We start from the raw sequence: 24,545 nt of genomic DNA, 5'->3' as shown, positions 1-24,545 counted from the left end.
ATATTGAGATTATTTCATCAAATCTAAAACTCTTTCAAATTCAAGATCACGATTGTTGAGAAAATCCTGATCTTGATATTTCATCAGTTCATCGATTCTGATTCCGGTTTGCTGGGTTTGCGCATTATCAGGGTAAAAAATTCCGTTTCCGGTAAATTCCAGAAGATAATCGCCCGGAAGATTCACTTTTACCAAATCACCGTCTCCACCAGAAGTTTGCTGACCAATAGTTTGCGACTGCGGAAAAATTTTCTGAAGACTCATCGAATACCATTCGCTTGCACTCCGTGTGTCGGGATTGACGAGAATAAAAACTTTCCCTTTATACGTATGGGTTGTTTTGCCAGGGATTGTAGGGAAATACGTGATGCTTTGATCTTTGTACGTAAATGTGCCGATATTTTTTAAGTTTTGCTGATAATACTTTCCAAAATAATTTTCAGCAGGAGAAAAGTATTTGTAGAGATAATGAAAAAAGAATCCGCCCCAATCCGGATACGCCCTCATGTCAAAAACGATTGCCTTTTTTTGGGCGGCATCGCTTAGAATACTGTCCATCACGGCATCTATTTTATCATCATTCACCTTATCAATAAATGCTAAAGTTCGATTAGCGTTAAAATAAGCCACATCCTTATGAATAATTTTGCGGTTTTCTGATTTTCTGATTTTATCCTGTAAATAATTGACAATCAGTTCATATTTTTCCTGATCTGAAGGATCAATCATGTCCACGTTCGCAGAAAATTTCTTATTGGTTTTTCCTGATCGCACTTCCAGACTCTTTTGTTGCTGATCACCGGTCCAGATGAGGTTGTTTTCATATTTTGAAAGTACATAGGTCAATTTCTCAGTATTGGAAGTCGATAATAATTCTCCCTTTTCTTTAATAACCTGTGGAATAGTTTTGCCGTTAATGGAAATAATTTTATCCCCCACGCTAATTTCAGATTTCATACAGATTTCCGGAAAAATAAGTTTTGTAATTAAAATATGATCATTCACAATCTGAAAATCAAACGGGGCGAGATAATCACCATGAAAAATATCTTTCTTATAATTCAGTTGTTTATAAAAACTGAAGGCATGACTGTCTTTCAATTTTGAAACGAGCTTTGCCAATACAATTTCAAAATCTTTTCTTGAGCTTATTCTTGAATTTTCTTCTAAACTTTTCTTGAAAAAATCATCAAACCCTTTATCCATAATATATTTGTGAGGAAAAAGATGATCAACAACCCCCTGAATTTTTGCCAACGCTAATAAACGGTATTCAGGCGGTAGATTTTCATTTTTCGGGAATGAATATTTTTTTTCATCACTTACTAATTTTCCTTCTTTTAAAAGCTCAAAATTGTATCGGTGATGATAGATATTATTCAGCAGAGCTTTGTTTTCAGAACTTATTTTTGAGTTTTTCTGAAACCAGTCAAAATTCTGATTTTTTGTCAGAATATCTGTTGAAGTCTCTGCAGGAGCAAGATTGGTCAATGTTTTTTTTAAATCTTTTGATAATTTCAAAATAATAGAATTAAAATCATCATTCGAATCAACACTTTTAATGGTAGCCAGAAATAAACTGTCGGCATCTTTTTTACCGCCTGCAAGATCGGGATGATAGTATTTAAGAAAATTCCATGTCTTAAGAAAAATATATTGCTGTTCTTTTTGCGCAGACAGCGATTGCTGGAAAAAAAACAACATTAAGATGATAACCGTTCTTTTCATATACTATTCGGATTTGTACTGTGATGGGTATGATGATGCAATGACTTTCAGCAGTAATCTTCACCAAAAGTATCAGCCTCAAATTTAAATAAAATTTCATATACCAAAACCCCGAAAACCCTTAAATTTGCGTTATTAAAAAGGTATTCATGTTCAAAAAAATAACGGTTGCGGCAGCTTCTTTTCTGTCGGTCATCACCATAAATGCTCAGAAAAATAAAAATACTCAGGTAGAGAGGCCCAAATTGGTCATCGGTTTGGTGGTTGATCAGATGCGATGGGACTATTTGTACCGTTTTTACAGTAAATATGGGAATGACGGTTTTAAGAGATTAATCAATAAAGGATATTCGCTGAATAATGTTCATATCAATTACATTCCAACGGTTACCGCTTTAGGGCATACTTCGATTTATACCGGTTCTGTTCCGGCGATTCACGGGATTGCGGGAAATGACTGGAATGATAAAGAGACCGGTAAAAATGTGTATTGTACAACTGACGAAAATGTACAACCTGTGGGAACTACCAATACAAAGGTAGGAAGCCATTCCCCAAAAAACCTTTGGTCAACTACGGTTACCGATGAGCTTCGACTGGCAACAAATTTTCAGGGAAAAGTAATCGGGGTTTCCCTAAAAGACAGGGCGTCAATTCTTCCGGCAGGTCATGCCCCAAACGGCGCGTACTGGTTTGACGATTCTTCAGGGAATTTTGTAACGAGTACATGGTATATGAAAGATTTACCGCAATGGATGAAAGATTTTAATGCCCGGAATTTACCTGATAAACTGGTCGCCAATGGCTGGAATACTTTGCTTCCGATTAATCAGTATACGGAAAGCTCTCCCGATAATTCTTCCTGGGAAGGGCTTTTGGGCAGTGCAAAAACACCCACTTTTCCGTACAGTAATTTAGCGGCCGATTATTTGGCTAAAAAAGACAATATCCGTTATACACCATTCGGAAATACGCTCACCTTACAATTGGCTGAAGCTTCTATAGAAGGTGAAAAATTGGGAGAAGACAACATTACCGATATTTTAGCGATCAATTTGGCCTCGACAGATTATGCAGGGCATAAATTCGGGCCCAATTCTATTGAAGTGGAAGATGTATACCTCAGATTAGACCAGGATCTGGCTCAGTTTTTTACCTATCTGGATTCGAAGGTGGGGAAAGATCAATATACTGTTTTTCTTTCGGCTGATCACGGTGCATCCCATGCTGAAGGCTTTTTGCAGGAACATAAAATAACCACCGGATTTTTTGGAGAGGGGATGGAAAAAAATATTAATGATCATTTAAAAGCGAAATTCGGTGTTGATAAGCTGATTAATGCTGTTGACAATTATCAGATATATTTTGACAGAAAATTGTTGAAAGAAAATAAGCTTGAACTTGATGATGTAAGAGATTTCACTATAAAAGAACTGGAAAAAGATCCGACGGTTTTATTCGCCGTTTCAGTAGAAAAAGTGCAGGAAGCAACCATTCCTGAACCTATCAAACAAAGGATTATCAACGGAATCAACAGGCAGAGAAGCGGAGATATTCAGTTGATTTCCCATGATTCTATGCTTCCGACCTATTCAAAAACAGGAACAACGCACAGCGTATGGAATTCTTATGATTCACACATTCCTCTGATTTTTATGGGATGGGGAATTCAACACGGTGAAAGCAATGCACCGTATCATATGACCGATATTGCACCTACAGTTTCTTCGTTATTAAAGATACAGTTCCCAAGTGGAAATATCGGAAATCCGATCACTGAGGTTTTAGGGAAATAAAATCAGGATAGATTATTAAATATAGAATCCCTGCAAAATATTATTTGTAGGGATTATTTTTGTGCAAACCTGAATTATTCTTCTTTCGTTTCCTCCTCGTCATCATCTTCAAACTGTTCAAGAAAATACGTAAATGTAAAATCTTCAACCTGATCTTCTGCATCTTCCAAAGTAGTTAAAAGATCCTCAAAAGTTTCCAGCTGATCGACACTCATATTCACGAATTCGAGATGAAGCGGCATTTCCAGTTCGCCCGAAATAATGTCTGAAAGCGCATCCAGATTGTCCCCGAAATGATCGGGAAGCTTTATTTTTTCTTTGAGCTGCGCATAAAAATCTTCGTAATCTCCAAGAGCTGTAAAATCGATGTATATTGTTTTCATAGTTTATTTTTTATAGATAATCTGCTTCAACCTTAGATTACTGCTTTTCAAAGCTTTTATAATGGTTTTTGGTTACATAAACTTCACCTTCGTGGGTGAAAATAATTCTGTCGGCATTTCGGTTTCCACAATGGTAATTCACATCGGCTTCGAAATATTTTTGTCCTTCTGGCAGCTGCTTTTCTCGGTTGCTGAAATGATCTCCGCCAATTGCCCTTCCCGGCAAAACTTCGCAAAGATTTCCTTTGGAAGGATTCCAGCCTAGTTTTCTTGCTTCGTTTTTGGTAAGATAATAATCGGGAAGATGATGGTTTTGCTTTACATACTGTATGACCATTTTTTCTTCTGTAAGCTGATCTATGGTTTGTTCTCTAGAATATTCAGGCTTTAGTGTTGTATCTTTAAACTCTCCGGGAGCATTATATTTTGGACGATTATCTACCAAGCTATTTTCATTTTTGTCAGCAATGAAATTGCTGTAAATATACATCGCCGACATTCCGAACAAAAGCCCGAGACAGATAAAAAACAGGGATCTTATTTTACCATTCATTGTGTTTTATTTAATGATTATGCATTTCTCCATTCTTCAGGAATATCGCATACCGGGATCGGATTGATCTTATGTTGCGCAGCTTTGTTCATCCTGCTGAAAATTTTGTACACTTCCAGATCTCTTCCATCATAATCCGACTCGGTTTTTGTTCCCCATTCTTTCTGAATTTTTTCCAATTCGGGATACGTTGCGCCGATCTGCTGCTCATCGGTTCTGTCGACATCCCAAAGCCCGTCTGTAGGAATGGCTTCCTGAATATTTTTGACAAGGTTTAAGGCTTTTGCCAGTTCGTAGACTTCTGTTTTATAAAGATCAGCGATGGGAGAGACGTCTACACCGCCGTCGCCGTATTTTGTATAGAAGCCGATTCCGAAATCTTCCACTTTATTTCCGGTTCCGCACACCAATAGACCGTTAATCTGCCCGTAATAATATAAGGTGAGCATTCTCAGACGGGATCTTGTATTGGCAAAAGCCAGTTTTTCGTTGGGAAACTCATCGTCTTTTACGTCAAATGTTTTATGGAGTTCTTCGAAAGCTGGCGTTAAATTTACTGATATTGCTTCTACATTCGGAAATTTTGATTTCAGGTCATTCATATGTTCCCATGCACGGTTTACCTGGTCTTCTTTCTGACGGATCGGCATTTCAATCAACAGCGTTTTCAAACCTGTCATGGCTGCCAAAGTAGACACCACTCCGGAATCTACCCCTCCGGAAACCCCGATTACATACCCTTTTACATTTGCTTTCTGAGCATATTCTTTCAGCCAGCTTACGATATGATCTATTATTTTTTGTGTCTGCATTTTATATTTTTTTGATAATTCAATTACTTGAGTTCCATAAAAGATGATTTCGCAAAACTCTATTCTTTTTCAGGATTTAATTTCTTGTTTATAGGCTCTAAAAAAATTCTTTTTCAGCAGGAGTTTGTTTTTATATCCTTATTTTTGTATCCTTAAATTTCATGTAAAAATAATGAAGATTTTTAGAATTGCCGCACTTTCCTGTCTTTTAGTTGTAAGTTTAAGTTCTTGTAAAAAAGATCAGGAAACACTCTGGAAAGTAGAAATAAAAAATCCTGCCGAAAAGGTGGAAATGACTGATATTTCCAAAGAATTTTACGATCCGAAGATTCCTTTAGAACAGTTTACAAAACAATTTCCGTGGTTTCAGGGTACCGTTCCGGACGAAGATTTTGTGAAAAGAAGAACAGATGCTGAAGAAGTGAGAATCTATAAAGAAGCAGCAGCAAAAATAGACCAGTTAAAGCTGAAAAACAATTTGCAGGAATTGTTTTCTCATATCAAATATTATTTCCCGCAGTTTAAAACCCCGAAAGTTTTTCTTTTTTCGTCGGCATTACAAATGGTTCAGGATCCCATTCTCTATGACGAAAAAACAAATTTCCTGTTTATAGATATGACCGGTTTTATGGGAGATAAAAATCCTAATTATAAAGGTCTGGAACTGTATTTTCAGAAATCAATGAATCCCAATAATATCGTTCCGAAAGTATCGAGGATGTTTGCGGAAAATATTGTCCCTTTTTCCGGGGAAAGCCAGAAATTTATCGATTTATTGGTGTACAACGGAAAAGTAATGATGCTTCAGGATGCGTTTTTACCCAATACTCCGGATTATCTGAAAATGGATTATACAAAGCAGCAGTACGACTGGGCTGTAGCAAACGAAGCCAATATTTACAATTATTTTGTTGAAAGCAACCTGATTTTTGGTGATGACCACCGATTGGCAGAACGGTTTATCAATCCGGGTCCGTTTTCGAAATTTTATACCGAAATAGATAACCAGTCATCTCCGATGGTAGGCGTTTTTACAGGATGGCAGATCTGCAAAGAATATTTTAAGAATAAACCTGAAACAAAGCTTACCGATTTTTTAAAACTGGATGCAACCCAGATTTTTAATCAGGCAAGCTATAAACCGAAATTAGAAGAATAATAAAATTAGAATATACAATGAGAAAGACTCAGATAACGATAGATGTAGAGCTGGATGAAAACCACATTCCCGAATTGATGACTTGGAATGCAGCTGATGGCGGAGTAGAAAAAGAAGAAACCAAAGCAGTAATGATTTCCGTTTGGGACGAAAAAACATCAGAAGCTTTAAGAATTGATCTTTGGACGAAAGATATGCCGGTTGATCAAATGAAAATGTTTATGCACCAGATTCTGGTTTCTCTTGGGAATACGTATCAGAGAGCAACAGGAGAAGAAGATGTTGCACAGTGGATCGAGCAAATGGCAGAAGAATTTGCAGTTAAATCTGCGATAAAAATGTAAATAATAAATATAACAATTTACCAATGTAACGATGTAACAATTATTGGTAAACTGGTAAATTTTTATATTGGTAAATTATACAAATTATGAATTTTAATACAAAAGTTATCCATGGAGGACAACACCACGAATCTGCAACAGGTTCTGTGAATGTTCCGGTTTTTTTAACATCTACTTTCGCACAAAAAAGTCCGGGAGTGCATTCAGGATATGAATATTCAAGAGCTGCCAATCCCACGAGACAGGCATTGGAAGACTCTTTGGCAAGTATCGAAAACGGAGCAAGAGGTTTGGCTTTCGGTTCTGGTCTGGCTGCGATCGACTGTGTTTTAAAATTATTAAATCCAGGAGATGAGGTAGTTGCGGTTGATGATCTATATGGCGGAACCTATAGAATGTTTACCAGGCTTTTCGAAAAATATCAGTTGAAATTTACCTTCGTGAATTTTGATGACGCGTCAAAAATTGCAGACGTAATTACTGATAAAACAAAACTAATCTGGATTGAAACACCCACCAATCCGTTGATGAAACTGGTTGATATTAAAGCCGTTGTAGAAGTTGCAAAAGGAAAAAACATCCTGGTTGCGGTTGACAATACCTTTGCGACACCTTATCTGCAGAGGCCGATCGATTTGGGCGCAGATATCGTCATGCATTCTGCAACAAAATATTTAGGAGGGCATTCTGACGTTATTGCAGGAGCTTTAATTGCAAAAGATGCTGAATTAGGAGAAAAATTGCATTTCATCCAGTTTGCAAGCGGCGGAATTTTAGGACCTCACGATTCTTATCTGGTGTTGAGAGGGATTAAAACACTGGCGTTAAGAGTTCAAAGACACTCAGAAAACGGAATGAAAGTAGCACAATATCTTGAAACTCACCCTGCAGTTGCTCAGGTAATTTATCCGGGATTGAAATCTCACCCACAATATGAGTTGGCCAAAACTCAGATGAAGGATTTCGGGGGAATGGTATCTTTCACCTTTAAATCTGGTAAAAAAGAAGATGCCGTTAAGTTTTTAGAGAAAGTAAAAGTTTTTACGTTGGCAGAATCTCTGGGCGGTGTAGAATCTTTGGCAAATCACCCGGCTTTGATGACACATGCTTCCATTCCGGCTGAAAAACGTGCTGAACTGGGCATTACAGACGATTTGGTTCGTCTCAGCGTTGGAATCGAAGATGCAGAAGATCTTATCGCAGATTTAGAAAGAGCCTTTTCATAATTTAGTTTTTTTTAGAAGCTGTTTCCCGCTTTCCACTATATCTTTTGTTACGCTTCGCTACACAAAAGGATGTCATTGCAATCGGGGCTAGGTTTGTAGTCGTTTATTTAAACATTTGGAAAATAAACACAAAGTGTGAAAGTAAAATTAATTAAAAAATAAAAATATGAGAAAGATTCAGGTTTTATTGTTGTTAATTTTAAGTCAAATTGTATATTCTCAGGTGAAAGAAACCGATGAATTATATAAAACGGCAAAAAAATTAGACAGTTTGATATTCGATATCGGATTTAATGCATGTGATCTTTCTCATTATCATGCTATCATCAGTGATGATCTGGAATTTTATCATGACAAAGGCGGAATTACTTCCGGTGAAAAAGCGTTTACCGCTTCCATAAAAAACAACATTTGCGGCGGACCGAATAAAGTAAAACGTGAATTGATTCCCAATAGCATGAAAGTGTATCCTTTGTACAAAAACAAGGTGTTGTACGCTTTTATTGAGGAGGGTGAACATGATTTTTCCGAATGGTATCAGGGAAAATGGAACAGAGGAAGCCGTGCAAAATTTACCATTCTATGGATTTTAGACGGCAAAGACTGGAAAATGAAAAGGGTTTTAAGTTATGATCATCAATAAATTTCACATGAAAAATACAAGAAAAGCTGCAATTCAGGATTTGGCTCAATTGGCTGAATTGTTTGATCAATACAGGATCTTTTACCATAAGGATTCTGATATTCCTGCAGCAAAACGTTTTCTTACTGAAAGAATAGAACATAAAGATTCTGAAATTTTTGTTGCTGGAGAAGATGGAAATGTAGTTGGATTTGTGCAGTTATATCCTTTATTTTCGTCCACAAGAATGAAACGGTATTGGTTATTGAATGATCTTTACGTCAATGAAAATTATCGGGGAAAAGGGTATTCTAAAGAATTAATTGAACAAGCGAAAGAATTGGCGAAATCTACAAATGCTGGTGGAATTTTACTGGAAACAGGAAAAAGCAATGATATTGGGAACCAATTGTATCCGTCTTGCGGCTTTGAATTGTATGATTCCGTAAATTTCTATGAATGGACAAATAAATAATGAATCAATATTTTTTAATAGTAACATTGTTATACTCTAAATTAAATTTATGACTGATTTTCAAAAATATATTCAGAGATATTTAGATCTTGTTCGCTCCGAAAACTGGTTGGAAGAATTAAAAAAATCCGGAGAAAAAACGGTTGAAATATATTCAAATCTTTCAGAAGAACAATCTTTTTTCACCTATGAAAAAGGAAAATGGACCTTGAAAGAATTGCTTCTACACCTATCTGACACAGAAAGAGTTTTTCAATATCGAATGTTGGCTTTTGCAAGAGGTGAAACAGCCAATTTGCCAGGCTTTGATGAAGAAATGTATGCTAAAAACTCGTTCGCAAATGATAGAACTTTAGAATCATTACTGGACGAGTATAGATCGGTAAGAGCATCTTCCCAAGTTTTTTTAGAAACTTTAAATACTTCTGTTTTTAACAACACCGGAACCGCCAACGGTAACCAAATATCGGTCGAAACCATCGGAAAATTAATTGTTGGGCATAATGTGCATCATTTGAATATTATTGAGGAAAGGTATTTACCGAGATTGTAAAATTTTTTAATTTTATTGTCATTGCGAGGAGCGAAGCGACGAAGCAATCACATAATTTTAAGGATTTACACAAATGAAAGCAGGATTTATCTACATTATGACAAATAAAAATAATACTGTACTTTACACAGGTGTGACATCAAACTTGCCTAAAAGAGTTCAGGAACATAAAGAAAAGTTTCATGAATTGAGTTTTACTTCAAAATATAATCTCAATAAATTAGTTTATTGGGAATCTTTTCAGGAAATAGGAGATGCGATTTTTAGAGAAAAACAAATTAAAGCGGGTTCTCGGCAGAAAAAGATAAATTTAATAAATTCACTTAATCAGGAATGGAGAGATTTAGCGGAAGATATTAAGGATATTATGAATCCTTTTTAAGATTGCTTCGTCGCTTTGCTCCTCGCAATGACAGAAAACATGCAAAACATCATACAAATACTACAATCCGGCGGAACCATCCTTTATCCCACAGACACCATCTGGGGAATCGGCTGTGACGCAACCAATATGGAAGCGATTAATAAAATTTTTGACATCAAAAAACGCGAAAAAAACAAATCCATGATTATTTTGGTGGAAAATGAAAAAAGACTTCAGGATTTGGTAGACGTACCGGAAATGGCCTGGGAAATTATTGATCTAAGCGAAAAACCTGTAACCATCGTTTATGAAAATCCTAGAGGGTTGCCAAAAGAATTATTGGCAGAAGACGGAAGTATCGGAATCCGGCTGGTAAAAAATGATTTTTGTAAAAAATTGATCACAAAATTAAATAAGCCGTTAGTGTCCACTTCGGCCAATTTCAGTGGAGATAAAAGTCCGTTGAAGTTTTCAGATATTTCTCCTGAAATCATTGATTTGGTAGATTTTGCGGTGGAAGAAGACCGGGAAAAGGTTTCAAAATATTCCGGCTCATCGGTTATAAAAATCTGGAGCGATAACCGAATAAAAGTGCTGCGCGAATAAAATGGTTTCATTTTTATAGATGAACCTTTTTCTGAGCATTACGGCAAAATTTCTTTTTTATCCTATCTTTGCAAAACTCAACTGTAATATAGTGATATGGATCATCAAAAATTTGCTATCGATTGGATTTCTGTATGGAACTCCCATCATCTGGAAGATATTCTTTCTCATTATTCTGACGATATTGTGATCACCACTCCCATGATTTCTATCGCTACAGGAGGTAAAGAAAGCTCATTAAGCGGCAAAAATGCTGTCCGGGAATATTGGAGAAAAGCGCTGGATAAGTTTCCGGATCTAAAGTTTGAGCTTATACATTCTACAGGAGGAGTAGATTCTGTGGCTTTATTTTATAAATCTATTATGGATAAACATGCAGTGGAAGTAATGTTTTTTAATGAAGAAGGAAAAATTAATAAAATGTACGCTCATTATGACTAATATGAGCTGTTGATGCAATTGTAAACGATGAAAATTAATCTTACTCAAAATAAAAATCTAAAACTTTTTAAACTCATTTCTGAGGTTGCTGCTCAAAATAATCAGTCGGTGTATATTGTCGGGGGGTACGTCCGTGATCTGTTGATGAAAAGAAAAGCGTCTACGGATATTGATTTTGTGACCGAGCAGAACGGCATAGCGCTTGCCCAGAATGTCGCGTTGGAACTTGATCCTAAAATAAAGGTTTCCATTTTTAAAACATATGGAACAGCCATGATCAAATATAAAGACCTTGAACTGGAATTTGTGGGAGCACGAAAGGAAAGTTACCACGAAAACAGCCGCAAACCGGAAGTGGAAGGCGGAACCATAGAAGACGATCAGAAAAGGAGAGATTTTACCATTAACGCAATGGCAATTTCTTTACATCAAGATCATTTTGGTGAGCTGATCGATCCCTTTAACGGGATTGATCACCTACAAAAAGGAATTTTAAAGACGCCTCTGGAACCGGCGCAAACATATTCCGATGATCCTTTGAGAATGATGAGAGCCATCCGTTTTGCATCAACATTAGGTTTTACCATAGAAAAAAACTCGTTAGACGCTATCCGGAAGGAAGCAGAGAGAATCAAAATAGTTTCTATGGAAAGAATAATGGTTGAATTTAATAAAATCATGCTTTCTAAAAAACCATCAGTCGGTTTAAGATTGATGGAAGAAACGGGATTGATGAAATTAATTATTCCTGAATTAATCGAGCTTAAAGGAGTAGAAGAGGTAGAAGGGCAAACTCATAAAGACAATTTTTACCACACACTGGAAGTCGTAGATAATATTTCTGAAAACACAGATCATCTTTGGCTGCGTTGGTCGGCTTTGCTGCACGATATCGGAAAAGCACCTACAAAAAAATTCGTAGAAGGAACAGGCTGGACGTTTCATGGTCATGAATTTCTGGGCTCTAAAATGACCAAATCAATCTTTCAGAGGCTTAAATTGCCATTGGGAAGTGATATGAAATATGTTCAGAAAATGGTAAAGCTTTCTTCACGCCCCATTGCTTTAATTACCGATGACGCTTCCGATTCTGCACTCAGAAGGCTGTTGTTTGATGCCGGTGAAGATATGGAAGACTTATTTACGCTCTGTAAAGCTGATATCACTACTAAAAATTCTAAAAAACAGGAAAAGTTTAAAAAGAATTTTGAATATGTAGCTGTTAAGATAAAAGAGGTTGAAGAAAAAGATCAGGTAAGAAATTTTCAGCCGCCTATTTCAGGAGAAGAGATTATGGCGATGTTTGACCTCAAACCGGGAAGAGAAATCGGGATTCTAAAAGAAAAGGTAAAAGAAGCGATTCTGGAAGGTGAAATTGCCAATGATAGCCATGAAGCGAAAAACTTTGTGATTGCAGAAGCGGAAAAATTAGGCTTGAAAGCATTATTTTAATATGTTTTTTGGGACATTTGATTATCTCATTTCAGCACTTATTTTTATCTTTAATATATGTGTTTTTAAGTATAAAATCATAAAGAAACGCAATTGGATACTGTATCTGATTGCGTTTTTGCTTTTCGGATTGGTCATCCCGTTTTTTTCTATGGGTATTGAGATTAGTAAAGCCACAAAAGGGGAAACCAATGTTGATGGTTTTACGCTGCTTTATACTTATTTCAGATTTCCGATTTGGTGGGGCATCGGAGTTTTAGAAGTCTTTTTTTTGAAATCTCAGATAAGGAAATTAAAATAAATTTCCGGGCGGTTTCGAAGAAACCGCCCGGAAAAAACACATGATGAAAAATGTTAATATCTTAAAAAGCTAAGATTAATTTAAATAAAATCCGTTCGAACTTTTTCCTGCCGTAAAGTTTTTAATAATGGCTCCTGTCGTAGAGTATACAGTAATTTTACTATCCTGGGTAAATCCGTTGGCATCAGACGTAAAAATCTTTCCGTCTACAACACTGAATCCGTATAAGGTAGAATAAGAGTTTGACGCGACCGTAAACAAAGGATTTGCCGGAATTGTTGTTGCATTCATATCCATTGCATATACTTTATTATCGGTACTGAAATAATATTTACCGCCGTCAATTTCAAGATTCGTCGCATTGGCAATTCCTGTAAGGGTAGTGGTTTTTACAATGCTTCCTGCAGCGGAAATCTGGTAGATATAAGAATTTGTGGTTCCTGCTGCAATTACATATACACTTCCGTTATTAGAAATGGTTTTGTTGATATTTCCGTTTGGTAATGTTACTACAGAAGCAATTTCATTGGTAGAAGGGTTAATTCTGGTTAAGGTATTTCCAAAACCATACGATGCATTTTGAACGAAGATGCTTCCGCTGGCTTCTACCACTCTCTCAGCCGTAGAAGTTGATGCAAAATCAATCTTTTTTACAAATGATAAATCTGAAGACTTGTAAACACTCACATATTTCCCTCCTCCATATTGATCATTGGTTACATAAATATTATTGTTGGCAAATGCGATAAAACGGGGCTGAGTAATCTGATTGGTAATTTCGCCGCTTTTTTTGAACGTATAACGGTTTACGATCTGTACTTTATTAGAATTATTCAACACCAGATAAGCACTGTCACCATTATAAGCAATGGTCTGCAATACATCTCCCAGAATAGCATTGTTGTTATTGGTTGAGAAAATGTTCTGCTCAATGATGCTCAGATCTTTTGATACGAAGGTTACACTTGCATTGGGTGTCCCAAAATTACCTTCATTGGTAATGAAAATGCCATTTTCATAGGCGCCTTTCGGAACCAGGTTCTCAAACTCATCATCGCTGCTGCACGAGATATTAAAAAGTAAGGTTAAAGCCAGAACAAGCTGTAAAAGTCTTGTGATTTTCATAATATAATTTTAATTTTTTAAAAATTGATTGTTGCTGTTACACTGTAATTTCTTTTTGGGAGCGGATAATAATCCACAGTTTGATAGATGGTATCGGTAATATTATTGATCTTGATGCCCAAAATATATTTTTTCAGAATGGTGGCTGAAATTCCGGCATTGATTACACAATAAGGATCTAATGCATAATACCTGCTTTCATCAGAAGTCGTGTATGTAAGCCCGTTAAACATTGCCTGAGCATACAGTTTCAGGAATTTGTACTGATAATCTGCATTGGCAAATACCTTATGCAGCGGTACGTACATCAGTTGTTTACTCAGCTCGAGATCGGTTGATTTTGTGAAAATATATCCCACGTTTATTTTCAAATGATGTTTATGAAGCTGTTTTTCAAAACTAAGCTGAGATTCAAGGCCGTAAGATTCTACGTTTTGTGTATTGAAAGCTCCCCAATATCCCAGAGAAGTATTTGCCCAGCGAATCATATCCTTGATTTTGATGTAGTACGGACTTACCGTTAAGGTGAAATTTCCGGCTTTAAATTCATGATCCATATCACCCTGAACTGAAGTTTCCGGCTTCAGGTCAGGATTTCCTCCCGGTTCCCAGTAAAGGTCATTAAATGACGGAAATCTGAAGTTTTTTGAAAAATTAATATTTATATTATACCATTTGGTGGTATTCCATTTTCCTGAAAAAGAATATAAAACCGGTGATGTGATCTTCTCTACAAAATCTTTTTTTATTCCGGCTTCAAAACGAAGGTTTTTAGTAGGAAAATATCTCAGTAAACCTGCCGCCGAACCTACATTTCTGCTGATTTCCGAAATTCCGGATTTATACCCTTCTCCTGTATTCACCTGAAATTCTGCGATGACATTGGCATTCAGTTTCGGATGGATAAAATAATTGAAATCATTTTTGAAAATATAATTTTTACCGGTTCCGCCACTGGTTTTCGGAGCACTAAAAACCCCGAAATACTGAAAATTTTCCTCCGTATATGCTGCTTTTAAGCTGTTTGAAATTGTAGGGTTCTTCACATCCCAGGAAACGAGGCTTCTTACGGTTTGTGATCCGTATTTGGTTTTGTTTCCCGTCTCTTCAAAAATAGGGTAGTTCTGTATCGCGTTATAAAACTGGCTTTGCCATGAAATGGTTTGATGATTGGCAATTTTATATGAAATACCCACATTATAGGTGGTATTGTAAAATTTTCCGTTTCTATTAATATACTCTCTTGATTCCGGAACCTTATAGTCATTCTCGCTGATCAGGTAATTTCCCGAAACTTTAAAACTAAACTTATCATTGCTGAAAGCGGCTTTCGCAAAATTAGTATAGGTACCAAAAGAAGCAATTTCAGAATTCAGCATACCGCTGAAACCTTGATCAAAACTGAGATCATTATTAAGATGAATACTTCCTCCGATGGCGCCGCTTCCGTAGATTACACTTCCACCGCCGGCTTTTATTTCCATCTGGTCATATCCGGAAAGTGCAATATTGTTGACGTCTCCCTGTCCTAAAAAAGTGGAATTGATATTTATTCCGTTCCATACAAAAGCAGTTTGTTGCGCCGTTGTTCCGCGAAATGACGGGGAAGAGACTGCACCGCGGCCGTTTTCCTTAATGTAAACAGGGGACTGGAAACGTAAAACTTCAGAAAGATTGAATGCGTTTTTTTGAATATCGGCAGAAGATAAAGTAGCAACCTTATGAAAAAGTTTAACCTTATTCATTTGGTTGTCAAAAACATACACTGTATCTATACTTTTCTCCTGACTAAAGTAAAGAGACGCAGTAAATGATGCGCAAAATAAGACGAAAGACCTTTTTATATTCATAATATTTTTACTTTTCCTCCGAAAGCAATTATTAATGATTTAAATCGTGGCAGGTCTCCTGACTTTCGCTTTTCTACACCTTCCCGTTTTTGACAGTGGTTTTTTGTAGAGAATGGTAATGCGATTTACAGTTGCGGGGACAGCTTGGGATTTTCACCCAATTCCCTATTAATTCCAAATAATGGAAACCAAAATTTTTGCAAATATAGTTTTTTAAATTCAGTGAGCAAACAGCGAAGTGTCAGATTAATTTAATAAATAAAACCGATGATATACTTTCAATCGATAAAATTTACAAAAAAGTAGCATTAAAATAAAACGGCAAAAGATCTTTAATGGAATGTACTTTTATTACTTCTTCATTCAGGTTTGAAAAATAGAGTTCTATATTTTCATTCTGTTTCGTTTCGTATTCAATGAGGCTTTGTCTGCATGCTCCGCATGGTGGAATGGGAGGGGTTTTTTCTGAAAAAGCTCTGGGTCCTCCTATGATAAATATTTTTTTGATTTTTTCGTGCGGAAAATTAGCACCTATCCAGAATAGAGTCGTTCTTTCCGCGCAAAGCCCGGAAGGAAATGCCGCATTTTCCTGGTTATTCCCGGAATATATTTCTCCGTTTTCCAGCAGCACAGCACAGCCTACCAAAAAATTAGAATAAGGAGCGTAGGCATTTTCGCGTGCCTGTTTTGCTCTTTCAAAAAGCATTCTTTCCGTTTCATCCAGTGCATTGCGGTCTGCAAATTGCTGGTAACTGATCTGTATATTTTTTTTCATTTTGTTTCGTGCAAAGGGCGATAAATTTAAACTTTTTTCGTCAGGCAGACAAGACTTTTTACTGAGACTAATTTTGTAATTTTAAGCCTTTAAAAATTCAGATCAATGTTATATTCTCCTATACAATTCAGAAATGTAGAATTAAAAAACCGCTGGGTAATGTCACCGATGTGTATGTATTCTTGCGAAAACGGTTTGGCCAATGACTTTCATTATGTCCATTACGGAAGCCGTGCACAGGGCGGAACAGGTTTAATTATCGTAGAAGCAACCGGTGTAGAGCCGCGCGGAAGAATTACCAATCATTGCATGGGAATCTGGAATGACGAACAGGCAGAAAAACTTCAGAAAATCGTTGAGTTTGTACATCAAAATTCTGAAAGCAAAATAGGAATTCAAATCGCGCATGCCGGTAGAAAAGGTTCCACTTGGGAAAATAAACAGATTTCTATAGAAGAAGGTTGGGAAACCGTAGCTCCAAGCCCGATTCCCTATCATCCGACGGAAAGAATCCCTCATGTATTGACGGCGGAAGAAATTAAAGAAATTGTTCAAAACTTTAAAGATGCCGCAAAAAGAGCGGTGGGTGCAGGTTTTGATGTGATCGAGATTCATGGTGCTCACGGTTATCTTATCCATCAGTTTTTATCGCCGCTTTCCAACATCAGAACAGATGAATACGGCGGAAGTTTTGAAAACAGAATCCGGTTTTTATTGGAAATTGTAGATGAGGTAAATAAAGAACTTGACGAAAATGTAGCACTTTTTGTAAGAATTTCCGGTACCGAATACGCCGAAAACGGTTGGGATGTGGAAGACAGTGTGAGGCTGACAAAAATTTTAAAAGAGCATTCTGTAGATCTTGTTGATGTTTCAAGCGGCGGGAATATTCACGGCGCAAAAATTGAAGTTTTCGAAGGATATCAAGTTCCTTTTTCTTCACAGGTAAAAAATGATGCCGATGCGAAGACCGGAGCTGTGGGATTAATTACCAAAGTAAAACAGGCAGAAGAAATTCTTCAGAAAGGAGAGGCAGATCTTATATTTGTGGCAAGGGAGATTTTAAGAAATCCTTATATTGCCGTGCAGGGATCTTTTGAAATGAAGGAAGAAAACTTTTTCCCGCATCAGTATTTAAGAGCAAAAATTTCTTCTTAATCTGAGTAATTATGTATTAAAAATATGAAAATAGAAGATTTTATGCTGCCCTGTCCCAGTAAAAAATTTCTGGGGATCGAATGCTTCGGATGTGGAACACAAAGAGCCATTCTTTTGGTTTTTGAAGGCAGGTTTGCGGATGCATTTCATATGTTTCCTGCAGTCTACACATTATTGCTGTTTTTCGGATTTGTGGCGGTTAATTTTATCGACAAGAAACGGAATTACGGTCAGATTTTAATTTTTTTAGCCATTCTTAACTCGGTTATCATGGTATTTTCTTATTTTTATAAACATTTTTATTAAAAATATAAACATTAAAAAAATCAAAATTATGAATCAACAGAATTTACCAAATGCAACAGCCGTCTTAGTATTAGGAATTTTTTCAATAGTAGGTTGTTGTTGTTATGGAGTGCCAGGAATTATCGCTGGAATTATCGGACTTGTGCTCTATAACAAAGACAAAACATTATATCTTCAAAATCCAAGTCAATATTTAAATTACAGCAATCTTAATACAGGTAGAATACTTTGCATTATTGGTTTGGCATTAAGTGCACTGAATATTCTATGTATCATAATATTGATTGCAACAGGTGGATGGGAAGCTTATATGCAACAAATGAATGAACTAAAAAATATGGGCCGTTAACTAATTTGTAATAATCAAAAAGCAACGGCTTCTCTACTAAAGAGAAGCCGTTAATATTTCAATTATCTCCATAATGAAATGTGAAAGAAATTTATTTTTTCATTCCCGGAGGATAATTGGCCATAATTTCCGCCATAATCTGAGGGATCTGCTTTTGTTTGGCTTTTGGAGAATCTACGGAAATTCCGCTTCCGATTCCCTGCCATACCAGCTTTTGGTTTTTTGCATCAACAAAATCTACAATTAGCGCGCCTTCGTTGTAATTGCTCGTCCAGGTTCTGTTCATCCCGATTCCCCATCCGAAACCGCCACCCCATCCCCACATTCCGTATGGTGAGCTGTTGTTAATATCGGTTACTTTCTTATGGTTGGCTTTTACATTAATGATCAGATCCGGATTTTGACCAGAAGTAAGGCCTTTAGCCTGTAGCTGTTTAGACAATTCATTCAGCACTCTGTCTTTATCAATATCATTCAGTTTCAGATCGTCAATTCTTATTTTATACGTTCTGTACGCATTAAAATTTGCTGTTTCAGCATAATCTGAACGCACCTGAAACGGACTGCATGAAGATAAACCTAACGTTGCGGCAAGCAAAATAAAAATATATTTCTTCATTTTATTTATTTTTTTTATTGGTTTTTATAAATGTGTCGGTCTTTTTATCATATCCGTAAGGGCAGTGTTTACAGCCGCTTTTACAGCAATATCCTCTTTTTAAATGAAATTTTTCTGTAAAAACTTTGTATCCCTGCTCATTATAATAAAAGTCTTCGTGCTCTTGGATGTCAAAATGTGCCATAAGTTAAATCAAAAACTTTTATATTTGTTATCATGATAATTGTGTGCCAAAAACTTCTCAAAAATACAAAAATAAACGGCATTACGCTTTATCCATTTATTTTCATCAAAAATCCTGAAGATAAGCGGAATAGGGTACTCATCAATCATGAAAAAATACATTTGAAGCAACAGCTAGAGCTGCTTGTTATTTTCTTTTATCTGGCGTATGTTGCAGAATATTATTATCATTTTTTCAGGTTAAAAAATGCTGAAAAAGCATACCGCTCTATCTCATTTGAAAAAGAAGCATACGCAATGGAACATGATCTTGATTATATTAAAAAAAGAAAACCCTGGGCTTTTTGGAAATACCTGAAAAATCAGTAAAATGTTATTACAAATTCCTACAATACCTGCTCCGATCCAGGAAATCAAGATCAATAAAAAAGTCAGGCTTTTTATCAAAAGAGAAGATCTGATACACCCACAGATTTCAGGAAATAAATTCTGGAAACTTTTTTACAATATCAATAATTATCTTGAGGTACAATCTGAAAATCCTTCTATCATAACATTCGGAGGCGCTTTTTCAAACCACATTTCCGCTGTTTCTGCAGTCGGAAAATTAGCCGGAATACCCACTTTAGGGTTGATACGGGGTGAAGAGCTTCAGGATAAATGGCACCAAAACCCTACCTTAGTTTTTGCCTCGGAAAACGGAATGAATTTCAGGTTTGTCACCCGTGGAGAGTACCGGAATAAAGACCTTCTTACAGAGAAATTGCAGCTTGAATTCCCGCGTGCTCTTGTCATTCCGGAAGGGGGAACGAATAAAAATGCCGTTCAAGGAATAGGAATGATGCTCAATAACGATACAAAAGATTTTGATTATCTTTGCACCGCAGTAGGTACAGGAGGAACAATGGCAGGGATTTCGGAATTTTGCGAAGATGATCAGAAGATTATAGGTTTTAAAGTGGTAGAAGATGCATCGCTTGAAAATAAAATATCTGAATTAACTTTAAAGAAAAACTGGCATCTCATAGAAGCGCACTTCGGAGGTTATGGTAAAATAAATGATGAGAACATTCGTTTTATCAATAACTTTAAAAATAAATACCAAATACCTCTGGAACCGATATATACGGGAAAAATGATGCAGAAGGTTTTTGAAATGATAGACCAGGAGTACTTTCCTGAAGGCAGCAGGATTTTGTGTTTTCACACCGGTGGCCTGCAGGGAATACAGGGAGCAAATTTGCTTTTACACAAACAGAATAAAAATTTAATCCTATAAAGTTGAATACACGGAACACACATGTTATCATTTAATTTAAAAAATCAATAATGGTGTATTTCGTCTGACCTTAAAAAATTAAATACATGAAAAGACTTTTCTTACTCATAAGCATTTTAGTCGTATCAAAATTCTCGGCTCAGACCTGGGCTACCGAAGATCAGTACATTCAGAGATTTGCTCAGTATGCGGTAGAAGAAATGGAAAAATATAAAATACCGGCTTCGATCACTCTTGCGCAGGGTCTGTTGGAAACCGGTGGCGGACAAAGCATATTGGCTCAGGAGGGGAAAAATCATTTCGGGATTAAATGTAAAGAAGACTGGACAGGAAAAACGATGAAGCATACCGATGATGCGCCCAATGAATGTTTCCGGGTATATGATGATCCTAAACAGTCATATGAAGACCATTCCAAATTCCTGGCAACCAGAAAATATTACACCAATCTTTTTACGCTTGACATGAAAGATTATAAAGCGTGGGCAAATGGACTTAAAAAAGCCGGTTATGCGACCAATCCACGGTATGCATCTATTCTTATCGGTAAAATTGAACGGTATAAACTGTATGAATTTGACAATACCAATTCTAAGGAAGTTTTGTATGCGGTATTAAGAAAATATCCTGATCTCAAAGATGACAAAGCTTTCATGGCCAAGCTGGAACCTTCAAAAATAATCAAAAAAGAACCGGTAACCGTAAAAGTCCCTTACAAGCAGACCTCTTATGCAGAACAGCAAAAAAGAGTGGAAAGAATTAAATCCAACGCAGAAATCCTGAATTCAATTTTAATCAAAAGCCATCCGAATGAAGGGTTAAAATACATTGTGATTCCTGAAGATACAACGGTACGATTTATCGCCGCAAAATTCAAAATCAGTGAAAGCAAACTGGTAAAATGGAACGAGCTGGAAACCGACATTCTTCACAAAAATGATATCGTCTTCCTCGAATCAAAAAATTCTGACGGAAATACCGCGACGTATAAAGCAGAATCCGGGGAAAACATGCATGATATCGCGCAAAAATTCGGGATCAAATTAACTAAACTTTATGCCAAAAACAGGATGGATGAAGGGCAAAAGCCTGTTGCAGGGCAATTGATTTATTTAATTGATAAAAAACCAAAAAATTAAAAGAGTATCAATATAAAATAAAAAAATGCGCTGTGAGGCGCATTTGTAAATAATATGAAATATCAAAGAAGTTCAGCTTTATTCGATGAAGCGTACCGATACATTCCGGGAGGTGTCAATTCGCCTGTCCGAGCGTTTAAGTCTGTAGGCGGCGTTCCTGTTTTTATGAAATCTGCAAAAGGTGCTTATCTTACCGATGCTGATGAAAATACGTATATCGATTATATCAATTCATGGGGACCTGCGATTTTAGGACATACCCATCCTGAAGTTTTGGAAGCACTGAAAATTCAGGCCGAAAAAGGGTTTTCTTTCGGAGCGCCAACAGAACTGGAAACGGAAATTGCAAAATTTATTGTAGATAACGTTCCGAATATCGACCAGATCAGAATGGTTTCTTCCGGTACGGAAGCTTGTATGAGCGCGGTACGACTGGCAAGAGGTTTTACAGGAAGAGATAAGATTATTAAATTTGAAGGATGTTATCACGGCCATTCAGATTCATTTTTGATTAAAGCGGGAAGCGGTGCAGCTACTTTCGGAAACCCAAATTCTCCGGGTGTTACACAGGGAACTGCAAAAGATACCCTTCTGGCAAGATATAATGATTTTGAGCAGGTTGAAGATCTGTTCAGACATAATCAGGGAGAAATCGCGGCCATCATTATTGAACCTGTAGCTGGAAACATGGGCTGTGTGCTTCCTGAAAACAATTTTCTTCAGAATTTACGAAAAATCTGTGATGAAAACGGAACATTACTGATTTTTGATGAGGTGATGACGGGTTTCAGACTGGCTTTTGGGGGTGCGCAGGAACTGTATAACGTGAAAGCAGATTTGGTAACATACGGAAAAGTGATCGGAGGTGGTTTACCAGTGGGCGCTTTTGCCGGCAGAAACGAGATCATGGATCATCTTGCGCCGAAAGGAGGTGTTTATCAGGCCGGAACATTAAGCGGAAATCCTTTGGCGATGAGAGCAGGCCTGAAAACGCTCCAATTGATTAAAAATGATGACAATTTCTTCAATAATCTGAGCAAAACTACAGAAACACTGGATTTTGAAATCGGGAAAATTTTAAATGAAAAAGGGATCGCGCATAAGATCAACAGGAAAGGATCGATGATGTCGGTATTTTTCCATATTAATAGGGTTTCTAATTTTGATGAGGCGCAGCAAGCCAATCATTCTCTCTTTAATAATTTCTTTCATCAGATGCTTACCAATGGGATTTATCTTCCTCCGAGCGGATATGAAACGTATTTTATCAGCGATGCGATTAAAGAAAAAGAAATTGATATGACGCTGGAAGCGGTAAGAAAATTTGAGTATTTTAATTAAAATAAAAACCCTCTCACAGAATGCTGTGAGAGGGTTTTAATAATTTATTGTTATTTATCTTTTATCATTGCTAAACCTGATGTCGTGTTTGAGATTTTAAAATAATGGGAAAAATGAAAAATAGAAGAACAACGTTAAACTTCATATTTATAAATAATTTTTAATCACATTTCATAAATTGAGCTAATTGCAGTTTTGGAACACTAAACTTGTCGAAGTATTTTTTTTAAATTCTCGTCATTATTTACAAAAAAATAAAAGTATATCATGCTGACAAATAATGGTAACCCAAAATAAATTAATGAAATTAAAATTGAAATTATTGTAGCGCTCTTTTGTGAACTCTGGACTTCAGTATGTTTATCAATATTTTGTAAATAAATATAAAAATTATAGATAAAATGAGACAAAATAATATATAAAAGATTTCTTGTTTTAAGATATATGATACTTAGCAGAAATCCAATAGAAAAAGCAGCATAAACTTGATAAACAATAGCTTTTCCAGACATTTCGAATTCATTTGTGAAAAAATTCATTGTATGAAAAAGACCAAATAAGAGAGAGGAAGCGAATGAAGAATATAAAATAAAATGCTTTTTATTGCTATCCACAAAATGTTTTATAAAAAGTGATAATACAATTCCCCTAAATAAAACCTCTTCCACAATAGCATTTATAAAATAAGTTATTATTTTTATATCATGACTTTTGAAATCATTCTTATCGCCTGAAAAGAAATTGACAATATCCGTGAAACAAAAGTAATCTATAAGTAATATTGGAAAAAGGTATACAAAATATTTTGGATGAAAATTCATTAAAATTTTGATCTTTTTAAAACACAGTAACAAAAAACAAATCCCTATTATTTTTACACCGGTTGAAAAAATATCCTTATTTAAATATTTTTCTATTTCAAATATTTCATAAAGCTTTAAAAAGAACCTAATGTATCCCCAAAATAAAACCCCTGCTATTGCGCTTAAAAAAATCGTCTTTTTCATCTTAAGATATTGTCATCTCCTATACTGATTAAGATTTAACCCCAACCTATTGTAAAATGACAGTTACTTATAATAAAACCACAACATGAACTCATACATCCACATACCCATTTAATGTCACAATCTAATATTGCAGTAGGTCCTCCTGATAATGATGATCCTTTCTTTTTTTCTAAACTTTCTATTTGTTTAAAATTCTTATCTATAATAATGTGGTCTAAAACTGAATAAGACTTATCCATTGTCACAAAAGGAATTTTTTCTGAATGAGAAAACACTTTTTTGGAAGTGTAAATACCATCTTCCGCAAACTTATCATTATTTTTGCCATCATCAAAAAAATCTTCTTCTGAAAAATTTATTTGGTTGGGCAATTTTATCTCTTCTGAAAAATTAACAACCACTAATTGTTTAGCAAAATCTTTTTCAGAAACACTAAGAATACGGGCATCCATTATGGCAATATTCTCTTTTATGAATGTCTCGTCAATCTTTTGCTGCGCAAAAATAAAATTTGCAAAAAGAAATGCAATAATACTTGTAAATTTAAATAAATTTTTCATTGTTTTTTAATTGTTAAGTGTTTTTTTGATTAAATT

Annotated in this window: 29 protein-coding genes and 1 riboswitch; of the genes, 18 read left to right on the top strand and 11 right to left on the bottom strand. The window is 35.9% G+C overall.

Annotated elements, in window-relative coordinates; genetic code table 11:
- Positions 1 to 9 precede the first annotated feature (9 nt).
- Positions 10 to 1,728, bottom strand: coding sequence for a S41 family peptidase (locus tag N0B16_RS11215; protein ID WP_262991029.1), 1,719 nt, complete (start codon positions 1,726 to 1,728; stop codon positions 10 to 12).
- Between the two features lie 149 nt (positions 1,729 to 1,877).
- On the opposite strand from N0B16_RS11215, the gene pafA reads away from it, so the two are divergent.
- Positions 1,878 to 3,524 (top strand): alkaline phosphatase PafA, encoded by a 1,647-nt coding sequence (pafA, locus tag N0B16_RS11210; protein ID WP_262991028.1) that lies wholly within the window; start codon positions 1,878 to 1,880, stop codon positions 3,522 to 3,524.
- A 74-nt stretch (positions 3,525 to 3,598) separates the two neighbouring features.
- On the opposite strand, the gene N0B16_RS11205 is transcribed toward pafA, so the two are convergent.
- From N0B16_RS11205 to nadE, 3 genes are read right to left on the bottom strand one after another with little or no spacing between them, the layout of a single operon-like run.
- A complete protein-coding gene (locus N0B16_RS11205) occupies positions 3,599 to 3,907 on the bottom strand; it encodes a barstar family protein (RefSeq protein WP_262991027.1) in 309 nt (102 codons plus the stop codon).
- A 37-nt stretch (positions 3,908 to 3,944) separates the two neighbouring features.
- The gene (locus tag N0B16_RS11200) at positions 3,945 to 4,460 is read right to left on the bottom strand and encodes a ribonuclease domain-containing protein (protein WP_262991026.1); all 516 of its coding nucleotides are present in this window, start codon (positions 4,458 to 4,460) and stop codon (positions 3,945 to 3,947) included.
- 17 nt (positions 4,461 to 4,477) lie between these two features.
- Entirely contained in the window at positions 4,478 to 5,272 is a 795-nt protein-coding gene (nadE, locus tag N0B16_RS11195; RefSeq protein WP_262991025.1) for an NAD(+) synthase, read from the bottom strand.
- Between the two features lie 172 nt (positions 5,273 to 5,444).
- On the opposite strand from nadE, the gene gldB reads away from it, so the two are divergent.
- From gldB to N0B16_RS11145, 10 genes are all read left to right on the top strand, one after another.
- The gene (gldB, locus tag N0B16_RS11190; protein ID WP_262991024.1) at positions 5,445 to 6,431 is read left to right on the top strand and encodes a gliding motility lipoprotein GldB; all 987 of its coding nucleotides are present in this window, start codon (positions 5,445 to 5,447) and stop codon (positions 6,429 to 6,431) included.
- Positions 6,432 to 6,448: 17 nt separating this feature from the next.
- Positions 6,449 to 6,775 (top strand): gliding motility protein GldC, encoded by a 327-nt coding sequence (gene gldC, locus N0B16_RS11185; RefSeq protein WP_262991023.1) that lies wholly within the window; start codon positions 6,449 to 6,451, stop codon positions 6,773 to 6,775.
- A gap of 86 nt (positions 6,776 to 6,861) precedes the next feature.
- The gene (locus tag N0B16_RS11180; protein WP_262991022.1) at positions 6,862 to 8,001 is read left to right on the top strand and encodes a cystathionine gamma-synthase; all 1,140 of its coding nucleotides are present in this window, start codon (positions 6,862 to 6,864) and stop codon (positions 7,999 to 8,001) included.
- 166 nt (positions 8,002 to 8,167) lie between these two features.
- Positions 8,168 to 8,644, top strand: a complete 477-nt coding sequence (locus N0B16_RS11175) for a nuclear transport factor 2 family protein (RefSeq protein WP_262991021.1) — start codon at positions 8,168 to 8,170, stop codon at positions 8,642 to 8,644.
- Positions 8,645 to 8,651: 7 nt separating this feature from the next.
- Positions 8,652 to 9,098, top strand: a complete 447-nt coding sequence (locus tag N0B16_RS11170) for a GNAT family N-acetyltransferase (protein ID WP_262991020.1) — start codon at positions 8,652 to 8,654, stop codon at positions 9,096 to 9,098.
- Between the two features lie 49 nt (positions 9,099 to 9,147).
- Positions 9,148 to 9,651 (top strand): DinB family protein, encoded by a 504-nt coding sequence (locus N0B16_RS11165; RefSeq protein WP_262991019.1) that lies wholly within the window; start codon positions 9,148 to 9,150, stop codon positions 9,649 to 9,651.
- Positions 9,652 to 9,724: 73 nt separating this feature from the next.
- A complete protein-coding gene (locus N0B16_RS11160) occupies positions 9,725 to 10,033 on the top strand; it encodes a GIY-YIG nuclease family protein (protein ID WP_262991018.1) in 309 nt (102 codons plus the stop codon).
- Positions 10,034 to 10,072: 39 nt separating this feature from the next.
- Positions 10,073 to 10,621: an L-threonylcarbamoyladenylate synthase gene (locus N0B16_RS11155; protein WP_262991017.1), complete on the top strand. Its 549-nt coding sequence runs from the start codon at positions 10,073 to 10,075 to the stop codon at positions 10,619 to 10,621.
- A gap of 96 nt (positions 10,622 to 10,717) precedes the next feature.
- Positions 10,718 to 11,062, top strand: coding sequence for a nuclear transport factor 2 family protein (locus N0B16_RS11150; protein ID WP_262991016.1), 345 nt, complete (start codon positions 10,718 to 10,720; stop codon positions 11,060 to 11,062).
- 27 nt (positions 11,063 to 11,089) lie between these two features.
- Positions 11,090 to 12,514: a CCA tRNA nucleotidyltransferase gene (locus N0B16_RS11145; protein ID WP_262991015.1), complete on the top strand. Its 1,425-nt coding sequence runs from the start codon at positions 11,090 to 11,092 to the stop codon at positions 12,512 to 12,514.
- A 376-nt stretch (positions 12,515 to 12,890) separates the two neighbouring features.
- Here N0B16_RS11145 and N0B16_RS11140 read toward each other — a convergent pair whose 3' ends face one another.
- The 3 genes from N0B16_RS11140 to N0B16_RS11130 all read right to left on the bottom strand — a co-directional run bounded on the left by N0B16_RS11140 (position 12,891) and on the right by N0B16_RS11130 (position 16,565).
- Complete coding sequence (locus tag N0B16_RS11140) at positions 12,891 to 13,940, bottom strand: DUF5074 domain-containing protein (RefSeq protein WP_262991014.1); 1,050 nt, start codon at positions 13,938 to 13,940, stop codon at positions 12,891 to 12,893.
- A gap of 17 nt (positions 13,941 to 13,957) precedes the next feature.
- Positions 13,958 to 15,790, bottom strand: a complete 1,833-nt coding sequence (locus N0B16_RS11135; protein WP_262991013.1) for a TonB-dependent receptor plug domain-containing protein — start codon at positions 15,788 to 15,790, stop codon at positions 13,958 to 13,960.
- A gap of 31 nt (positions 15,791 to 15,821) precedes the next feature.
- A riboswitch (cobalamin riboswitch) is annotated at positions 15,822 to 15,998 on the bottom strand.
- 84 nt (positions 15,999 to 16,082) lie between these two features.
- On the bottom strand, positions 16,083 to 16,565 hold the full coding sequence (locus N0B16_RS11130; protein ID WP_262991012.1) for a cytidine deaminase: 483 nt from the start codon (positions 16,563 to 16,565) through the stop codon (positions 16,083 to 16,085).
- Positions 16,566 to 16,670: 105 nt separating this feature from the next.
- Here N0B16_RS11130 and namA point away from each other — a divergent pair, with 105 nt between their 5' ends.
- The 3 genes from namA to N0B16_RS11115 are packed head-to-tail and all read left to right on the top strand — an operon-like array spanning position 16,671 to position 18,378.
- Positions 16,671 to 17,723 (top strand): NADPH dehydrogenase NamA, encoded by a 1,053-nt coding sequence (gene namA / locus N0B16_RS11125; protein WP_262991011.1) that lies wholly within the window; start codon positions 16,671 to 16,673, stop codon positions 17,721 to 17,723.
- 24 nt (positions 17,724 to 17,747) lie between these two features.
- Entirely contained in the window at positions 17,748 to 18,029 is a 282-nt protein-coding gene (locus tag N0B16_RS11120) for a DUF2752 domain-containing protein (RefSeq protein ID WP_262991010.1), read from the top strand.
- Positions 18,030 to 18,057: 28 nt separating this feature from the next.
- On the top strand, positions 18,058 to 18,378 hold the full coding sequence (locus tag N0B16_RS11115; protein WP_262991009.1) for a CCC motif membrane protein: 321 nt from the start codon (positions 18,058 to 18,060) through the stop codon (positions 18,376 to 18,378).
- A 91-nt stretch (positions 18,379 to 18,469) separates the two neighbouring features.
- On the opposite strand, the gene N0B16_RS11110 is transcribed toward N0B16_RS11115, so the two are convergent.
- Together N0B16_RS11110 and N0B16_RS11105 are read right to left on the bottom strand one after the other, a co-directional pair.
- Positions 18,470 to 18,997: a DUF4136 domain-containing protein gene (locus N0B16_RS11110; RefSeq protein WP_262991008.1), complete on the bottom strand. Its 528-nt coding sequence runs from the start codon at positions 18,995 to 18,997 to the stop codon at positions 18,470 to 18,472.
- Between the two features lies 1 nt (position 18,998).
- On the bottom strand, positions 18,999 to 19,181 hold the full coding sequence (locus N0B16_RS11105) for a C1orf53 family protein (protein ID WP_262991007.1): 183 nt from the start codon (positions 19,179 to 19,181) through the stop codon (positions 18,999 to 19,001).
- A gap of 32 nt (positions 19,182 to 19,213) precedes the next feature.
- On the opposite strand from N0B16_RS11105, the gene N0B16_RS11100 reads away from it, so the two are divergent.
- From N0B16_RS11100 to hemL, 4 genes are all read left to right on the top strand, one after another.
- On the top strand, positions 19,214 to 19,549 hold the full coding sequence (locus N0B16_RS11100) for a hypothetical protein (protein ID WP_262991006.1): 336 nt from the start codon (positions 19,214 to 19,216) through the stop codon (positions 19,547 to 19,549).
- A 1-nt stretch (position 19,550) separates the two neighbouring features.
- Positions 19,551 to 20,459: a 1-aminocyclopropane-1-carboxylate deaminase/D-cysteine desulfhydrase gene (locus tag N0B16_RS11095; RefSeq protein ID WP_262991005.1), complete on the top strand. Its 909-nt coding sequence runs from the start codon at positions 19,551 to 19,553 to the stop codon at positions 20,457 to 20,459.
- 86 nt (positions 20,460 to 20,545) lie between these two features.
- Positions 20,546 to 21,598 (top strand): glucosaminidase domain-containing protein, encoded by a 1,053-nt coding sequence (locus tag N0B16_RS11090; RefSeq protein WP_262991004.1) that lies wholly within the window; start codon positions 20,546 to 20,548, stop codon positions 21,596 to 21,598.
- 54 nt (positions 21,599 to 21,652) lie between these two features.
- Positions 21,653 to 22,939 carry a glutamate-1-semialdehyde 2,1-aminomutase gene (hemL, locus tag N0B16_RS11085; protein ID WP_262991003.1) on the top strand — a complete coding sequence of 429 codons (1,287 nt, stop codon included), beginning with the start codon at positions 21,653 to 21,655 and terminating at the stop codon, positions 22,937 to 22,939.
- Positions 22,940 to 23,142: 203 nt separating this feature from the next.
- Here the strand turns inward: hemL and N0B16_RS11080 are convergent, their stop codons facing one another.
- On the bottom strand, positions 23,143 to 23,946 hold the full coding sequence (locus tag N0B16_RS11080; RefSeq protein WP_262991002.1) for a CPBP family intramembrane glutamic endopeptidase: 804 nt from the start codon (positions 23,944 to 23,946) through the stop codon (positions 23,143 to 23,145).
- A gap of 35 nt (positions 23,947 to 23,981) precedes the next feature.
- A complete protein-coding gene (locus N0B16_RS11075; RefSeq protein ID WP_262991001.1) occupies positions 23,982 to 24,509 on the bottom strand; it encodes a hypothetical protein in 528 nt (175 codons plus the stop codon).
- Positions 24,510 to 24,545 lie beyond the last annotated feature (36 nt).

It is taken from the genome of Chryseobacterium gilvum, assembly GCF_025628965.1.
Taxonomy (GTDB): domain Bacteria; phylum Bacteroidota; class Bacteroidia; order Flavobacteriales; family Weeksellaceae; genus Chryseobacterium; species Chryseobacterium gilvum.
The sequence above is the reverse complement of the archived record's forward strand: the minus strand, read 5'-3'. Positions and strand labels throughout refer to the sequence as shown.

Bases quoted from the DNA above. Each gene is read 5' to 3' on its own strand.
- N0B16_RS11120 (WP_262991010.1), top strand. From the start codon at position 17,748: ATGAAAATAGAAGATTTTATGCTGCCCTGTCCCAGTAAAAAATTTCTG.
- N0B16_RS11205 (WP_262991027.1), bottom strand. From the start codon at position 3,907: ATGAAAACAATATACATCGATTTTACAGCTCTTGGAGATTACGAAGAT.
- N0B16_RS11180 (WP_262991022.1), top strand. From the start codon at position 6,862: ATGAATTTTAATACAAAAGTTATCCATGGAGGACAACACCACGAATCT.
- pafA (WP_262991028.1), top strand. From the start codon at position 1,878: ATGTTCAAAAAAATAACGGTTGCGGCAGCTTCTTTTCTGTCGGTCATC.
- hemL (WP_262991003.1), top strand. From the start codon at position 21,653: ATGAAATATCAAAGAAGTTCAGCTTTATTCGATGAAGCGTACCGATAC.
- N0B16_RS11140 (WP_262991014.1), bottom strand. From the start codon at position 13,940: ATGAAAATCACAAGACTTTTACAGCTTGTTCTGGCTTTAACCTTACTT.
- N0B16_RS11100 (WP_262991006.1), top strand. From the start codon at position 19,214: ATGATAATTGTGTGCCAAAAACTTCTCAAAAATACAAAAATAAACGGC.
- N0B16_RS11105 (WP_262991007.1), bottom strand. From the start codon at position 19,181: ATGGCACATTTTGACATCCAAGAGCACGAAGACTTTTATTATAATGAG.
- N0B16_RS11155 (WP_262991017.1), top strand. From the start codon at position 10,073: ATGCAAAACATCATACAAATACTACAATCCGGCGGAACCATCCTTTAT.
- gldC (WP_262991023.1), top strand. From the start codon at position 6,449: ATGAGAAAGACTCAGATAACGATAGATGTAGAGCTGGATGAAAACCAC.
- N0B16_RS11150 (WP_262991016.1), top strand. From the start codon at position 10,718: ATGGATCATCAAAAATTTGCTATCGATTGGATTTCTGTATGGAACTCC.
- N0B16_RS11090 (WP_262991004.1), top strand. From the start codon at position 20,546: ATGAAAAGACTTTTCTTACTCATAAGCATTTTAGTCGTATCAAAATTC.
- N0B16_RS11110 (WP_262991008.1), bottom strand. From the start codon at position 18,997: ATGAAGAAATATATTTTTATTTTGCTTGCCGCAACGTTAGGTTTATCT.
- N0B16_RS11170 (WP_262991020.1), top strand. From the start codon at position 8,652: ATGAAAAATACAAGAAAAGCTGCAATTCAGGATTTGGCTCAATTGGCT.
- N0B16_RS11215 (WP_262991029.1), bottom strand. From the start codon at position 1,728: ATGAAAAGAACGGTTATCATCTTAATGTTGTTTTTTTTCCAGCAATCG.
- N0B16_RS11075 (WP_262991001.1), bottom strand. From the start codon at position 24,509: ATGAAAAATTTATTTAAATTTACAAGTATTATTGCATTTCTTTTTGCA.
- N0B16_RS11095 (WP_262991005.1), top strand. From the start codon at position 19,551: ATGTTATTACAAATTCCTACAATACCTGCTCCGATCCAGGAAATCAAG.
- N0B16_RS11175 (WP_262991021.1), top strand. From the start codon at position 8,168: ATGAGAAAGATTCAGGTTTTATTGTTGTTAATTTTAAGTCAAATTGTA.
- N0B16_RS11080 (WP_262991002.1), bottom strand. From the start codon at position 23,946: ATGAAAAAGACGATTTTTTTAAGCGCAATAGCAGGGGTTTTATTTTGG.
- N0B16_RS11145 (WP_262991015.1), top strand. From the start codon at position 11,090: ATGAAAATTAATCTTACTCAAAATAAAAATCTAAAACTTTTTAAACTC.
- N0B16_RS11200 (WP_262991026.1), bottom strand. From the start codon at position 4,460: ATGAATGGTAAAATAAGATCCCTGTTTTTTATCTGTCTCGGGCTTTTG.
- nadE (WP_262991025.1), bottom strand. From the start codon at position 5,272: ATGCAGACACAAAAAATAATAGATCATATCGTAAGCTGGCTGAAAGAA.
- N0B16_RS11135 (WP_262991013.1), bottom strand. From the start codon at position 15,790: ATGAATATAAAAAGGTCTTTCGTCTTATTTTGCGCATCATTTACTGCG.
- N0B16_RS11130 (WP_262991012.1), bottom strand. From the start codon at position 16,565: ATGAAAAAAAATATACAGATCAGTTACCAGCAATTTGCAGACCGCAAT.
- gldB (WP_262991024.1), top strand. From the start codon at position 5,445: ATGAAGATTTTTAGAATTGCCGCACTTTCCTGTCTTTTAGTTGTAAGT.
- N0B16_RS11165 (WP_262991019.1), top strand. From the start codon at position 9,148: ATGACTGATTTTCAAAAATATATTCAGAGATATTTAGATCTTGTTCGC.
- namA (WP_262991011.1), top strand. From the start codon at position 16,671: ATGTTATATTCTCCTATACAATTCAGAAATGTAGAATTAAAAAACCGC.
- N0B16_RS11115 (WP_262991009.1), top strand. From the start codon at position 18,058: ATGAATCAACAGAATTTACCAAATGCAACAGCCGTCTTAGTATTAGGA.
- N0B16_RS11160 (WP_262991018.1), top strand. From the start codon at position 9,725: ATGAAAGCAGGATTTATCTACATTATGACAAATAAAAATAATACTGTA.